This window comes from Marinobacter sp. (assembly GCF_040882185.1).
Taxonomy (GTDB): Bacteria; Pseudomonadota; Gammaproteobacteria; order Pseudomonadales; family Oleiphilaceae; genus Marinobacter.
The window spans coordinates 1-4289 of the sequence record NZ_JBBEBW010000012.1 but is presented as its reverse complement, the minus strand read 5'-3'; the positions used below and the strand labels follow the sequence as shown (position 1 = coordinate 4289).

Genomic DNA, 4289 nt, shown 5'->3' with positions numbered 1-4289 from the left:
CTTACTCGACGATCTTTGCAACGACCCCTGCACCAACCGTACGGCCACCTTCGCGAATCGCGAATCGCAGACCTTCTTCCATTGCAATCGGCGCAATCAGGGTGACGTCCAACTTAACGTTGTCGCCAGGCATGACCATCTCTACACCTTCCGGCAGCTCACAAGACCCGGTCACATCCGTGGTCCGGAAATAGAACTGGGGACGGTATCCCTTGAAGAACGGCGTATGACGACCACCTTCTTCTTTACTCAACACGTAAACTTCTGACTCAAAACGTGTGTGCGGCTTGATGGTGCCCGGCTTGGCCAATACCTGACCACGCTCTACGTCATCACGCTTGGTTCCGCGCAGCAACACACCAACGTTCTCGCCTGCACGACCTTCGTCCAGCAGCTTACGGAACATCTCAACACCAGTACAAACCGTCTTGACGGTGTCCTTGATGCCAATGATTTCAACTTCTTCGCCAACCTTAATAATGCCGCGCTCAACACGACCGGTCACAACGGTACCACGACCGGAGATCGAGAACACGTCCTCAATCGGCATCAGGAACGGCTGATCAATCGCGCGCTCAGGCTCAGGGATATAGTCGTCCAGGGCCTGCACCAGCTTCTTGACCGCAGTGGTGCCCATTTCGTTGTCATCCTTACCTTCCAGCGCCATCAGCGCCGAACCGATAATGATCGGGGTGTCATCACCCGGGAAGTCGTAAACGCTCAACAGCTCACGCACTTCCATCTCAACCAGCTCAAGCAGCTCTTCATCATCAACCATGTCCGCCTTGTTCAGGAACACAATGATGTAAGGAACGCCAACCTGGCGGGACAGTAGAATGTGCTCGCGCGTCTGCGGCATCGGGCCGTCAGCGGCCGAACACACCAGAATGGCACCGTCCATCTGCGCCGCACCCGTGATCATGTTCTTCACATAATCCGCGTGGCCCGGGCAATCCACGTGCGCGTAATGACGCGTCGGGGAATCGTACTCAACGTGGGAGGTCGCAATGGTAATACCACGGGCGCGCTCTTCCGGTGCGTTATCGATCTGATCGAATGCACGTGACTCACCCGTTCCCCACACTTCGTGACAAACACGCGTCAGCGCCGCTGTCAGGGTGGTTTTACCATGGTCAACGTGGCCAATCGTGCCCACGTTCAGGTGCGGCTTTTTACGTTCAAATTTTGCTTTAGACATTCGATCAATCTCCCTAATCAACCCGAATTAATAACGTTGACCGGACAAATAATGGAGCTCATGACCGGAATTGAACCGGTGACCTCATCCTTACCAAGGATGTGCTCTACCGACTGAGCTACATGAGCGCTTACTAAACACATCTCTAAAACTGGAGCGGGCAGCGGGAATCGAACCCGCGTCATCAGCTTGGAAGGCTGAGGTAATAGCCACTATACGATGCCCGCAAGCAATAAGTGGTGGAGGGGGCAGGATTCGAACCTGCGAAGCTTGCGCGTCAGATTTACAGTCTGATCCCTTTGGCCACTCGGGAACCCCTCCAGAGCAGATTCAATTTGCTTAAACCTGTCTCAAAAACAAAAATGGAGCTGGCGGACGGAATCGAACCCCCGACCTGCTGATTACAAGTCAGCTGCTCTACCAACTGAGCTACGCCAGCCCACACTCGCCTCTTCAGCGAGGGCGGTATACTACGGATTTTTATCAGTGGTTGCAACACCTTCACATTCACTGAATTTTACCGATTCAAACCGCGACTCATACCCTCTCGGAAGTGATTCACCTGCTTCCGCCCCAGAGGGCAAAACTGCTGAAAAAACGAGGGCGTAGCTTATACGATTTCGGGGGAAGGTTACCAGCTTTGCGTCCAATCCCTGAGATTTTCTTCGTGCAAGAATCCGCTCCGCCGCCGAAAGGGATTCGAACAATCCGAGCGAGATCGAGTTTTCACGCTCCCCTCGGGCAACCAGGTATGCATCAACGCCCATAGATCGAATTTCCCTGTAACGCTGATTAGCAGCGGCCCGCGATGAGGCCGGAGGGACGATCACCCAGTGGAAGGGCGCCTGCGGGCGATCAATTGCCCGGATAGCTTTGATATCCTCCGCTACATCAAGATCCCTCGCAGCATCCCGAGCGGAAGTCTCATCTTCGAACCAGCCAATCTCAATGCAAAGCTCTGCATCCTTGACCTGCATCGCGCCCAGGAACATTGCCCCCTCAGGGGCAGATTCAGTGGCGCCAAGGCTGCTCTCCCCAGATGGCATCCTGTCGTCCTTAGCCAAAGAGCGCTCCTCGGCGCCGTTTACACCATCTTGCCCACCCCCCCCATTTCCATTTTTAACCGATACGACTTGCAATGCAGACACCCTGGGCAAGCGGCCCTCTGCTTTTACCTCTCCATTAGCGGGTTCCCCAAAACTGACAAAGCACCAGAGCGCGATGTTCGCAACAAGCAGTATGACCGCTAGCCACTTCATCCCAGGCTTTCCTGGTCAATCGCTTCCAGCCCTTCCAGCACCAAATGAGGGCGATACTCGACCCCTAACCCCATCTCGAGCAATCGCCCGCCATCGCCCCCGGTTACGATCACGGTGTTGATTGCCCTATCACGACAATCCCGCTGAATGCGAGCAACGATACTTTCCCACAACCAGGTAAGACCATGATGAACGCATTCGGTAGTGTTTGTGCCGGGGGTTGAAACTTCGGACGCGATCTCCCCGAAGCCCACGCGAGCTACGTCCTGCTTGAGACTCTGAAAATGGAGGCGTCGACCCGGAAGAATATAGCCGCCGGCATGCATGCCGGTGCTATCAACGTAATCCACGGTGACGGCACTACCTGCGTCTACCACAGCAAGCCCTTGCCGAAACCGGATCCAGCCGCCATACATCGCATGCCAGCGGTCTGCACCCATTTTGGAGGGGTCGGCATAAGCGCAATAAAGTTCTCCCCGGGCTGCTTCAGCCCAGTAGTAGTTTACAGTTGCGTCTGTCAGGCCGGACAACCGGTATTCCAAAGACCTCCTGTCCCGATCGGCGCGTACAGTAGAGACGGCGACTCGATCAATAGCAGGCCCCTCTGATTTGATAGCAGCGAACAGATTATCGTCCGTCAGCTCACCATATCCGAGCGCGGTGATCACCCGATCGGATCGCAGTTGCCATTTGATCCTGGTGTTGCCCGCATCAATCAGAAGCTTCACGACTCCACCCGCAAGCTGATTTCTCCAGCGTGTATTGACTCATTACCAGAAAGCGTTTCAAGGAGGTAGTGGCCAGCGTCGTTAATGCCCAGGCCGATACCGCGATGATCGCCCTGGATCGACTGCAGCATTTTTCCTACAAATACATCACGCTGCTGCCATCGATCACGAAAAAGACCAAAACCGTGTTCAGAAAAGCTGTCGACCGCGCCCAGTACATGCTCAATAAGCGCTGCGGCTATATGGTTGCGTTCCCACACCTGGCCGCTCTTCCCGGCAGCCAGATCCAGACTGGTCCATGCCTGCTCCACACCTTGCGCATTCCGCATATGCACGTTTAAACCAATTCCCACGACGACCTGGGCGGCACCTTCGAGCTCACCTTGCAGCTCAATGAGAATTCCAGCAAGTTTTTGACCGTCAAATTGCAGGTCGTTGGGCCACTTCAAACCTACACGTTCGACACCAAGAGACTCTAAGGCTTCAGCAATCGCAACACCGACAACCAGGCTAAGACCGTCAAGCGAGGCAAAGCCACCCCTCAGCTTCAACCCAAGACTGAGATATATGTTTTCACCTGCCGGGCTCTGCCATGGCTTTCCACGGCGACCTCGGCCTGCGGTCTGTTGATCCGCAAGACATACGATCAGTTCCTCACTACCGGTGGCACGAAACCGAATTACTTCAGCATTTGTCGAATCCACCGAGTCCATAACCTTAAGCCTGATGCGGCCGCTGATCTGCTCGGGCAAGATGGCGCGAACCCGATCTGGATCAAGCAGATCCACCGCATCAATCAGGCGGTAACCTTTGCCCCGAATAGTTTCTATTCGATAGCCTTTGCCGACGGCTCGCCGCACTTGCTTCCAGACAGCCGTTCGACTTACGCCCAGATGTAACGCCAGGGAAGCGCCGGAATGGATCAGCCCATCGGATAAAAGAATGATGAGAGCCTTGGTTTTCATGGTGACCGCCCGTTAAATAATTCGAGAATGCAGGGCTGGATTAAACACCACAAGGGACGAAAAAACAAAACGAGGAAGGCTTACCGGCGCAGCCGCGTCTTGTTGATGGGCCTCGTTCAGGCGTATGTGAGCCCAATAA

General features: G+C 54.7%; 4 protein-coding genes and 4 tRNA genes. All 8 read right to left on the bottom strand.

Annotation, left to right across the window (positions count from 1 at the left end; genetic code table 11):
• Position 1 precedes the first annotated feature (1 nt).
• Positions 2-1198 carry an elongation factor Tu gene (tuf, locus tag WEB64_RS08030; protein WP_368065553.1) on the bottom strand — a complete coding sequence of 399 codons (1197 nt, stop codon included), beginning with the start codon at positions 1196-1198 and terminating at the stop codon, positions 2-4.
• Between the two features lie 52 nt (positions 1199-1250).
• Positions 1251-1326: transfer RNA gene (locus WEB64_RS08025), tRNA-Thr, on the bottom strand.
• Between the two features lie 24 nt (positions 1327-1350).
• Positions 1351-1425, bottom strand: a tRNA-Gly gene (locus WEB64_RS08020).
• Between the two features lie 10 nt (positions 1426-1435).
• Positions 1436-1519: transfer RNA gene (locus tag WEB64_RS08015), tRNA-Tyr, on the bottom strand.
• A gap of 42 nt (positions 1520-1561) precedes the next feature.
• Positions 1562-1637: transfer RNA gene (locus WEB64_RS08010), tRNA-Thr, on the bottom strand.
• Between the two features lie 31 nt (positions 1638-1668).
• Positions 1669-2457: a hypothetical protein gene (locus WEB64_RS08005; protein ID WP_368059640.1), complete on the bottom strand. Its 789-nt coding sequence runs from the start codon at positions 2455-2457 to the stop codon at positions 1669-1671.
• Positions 2454-3185 (bottom strand): type III pantothenate kinase, encoded by a 732-nt coding sequence (locus tag WEB64_RS08000; protein WP_368059638.1) that lies wholly within the window; start codon positions 3183-3185, stop codon positions 2454-2456. The genes WEB64_RS08005 and WEB64_RS08000 overlap by 4 nt, the downstream gene beginning before the upstream one ends.
• The gene (locus tag WEB64_RS07995; RefSeq protein ID WP_368059636.1) at positions 3182-4150 is read right to left on the bottom strand and encodes a biotin--[acetyl-CoA-carboxylase] ligase; all 969 of its coding nucleotides are present in this window, start codon (positions 4148-4150) and stop codon (positions 3182-3184) included. The genes WEB64_RS08000 and WEB64_RS07995 overlap by 4 nt, the downstream gene beginning before the upstream one ends.
• Positions 4151-4289 lie beyond the last annotated feature (139 nt).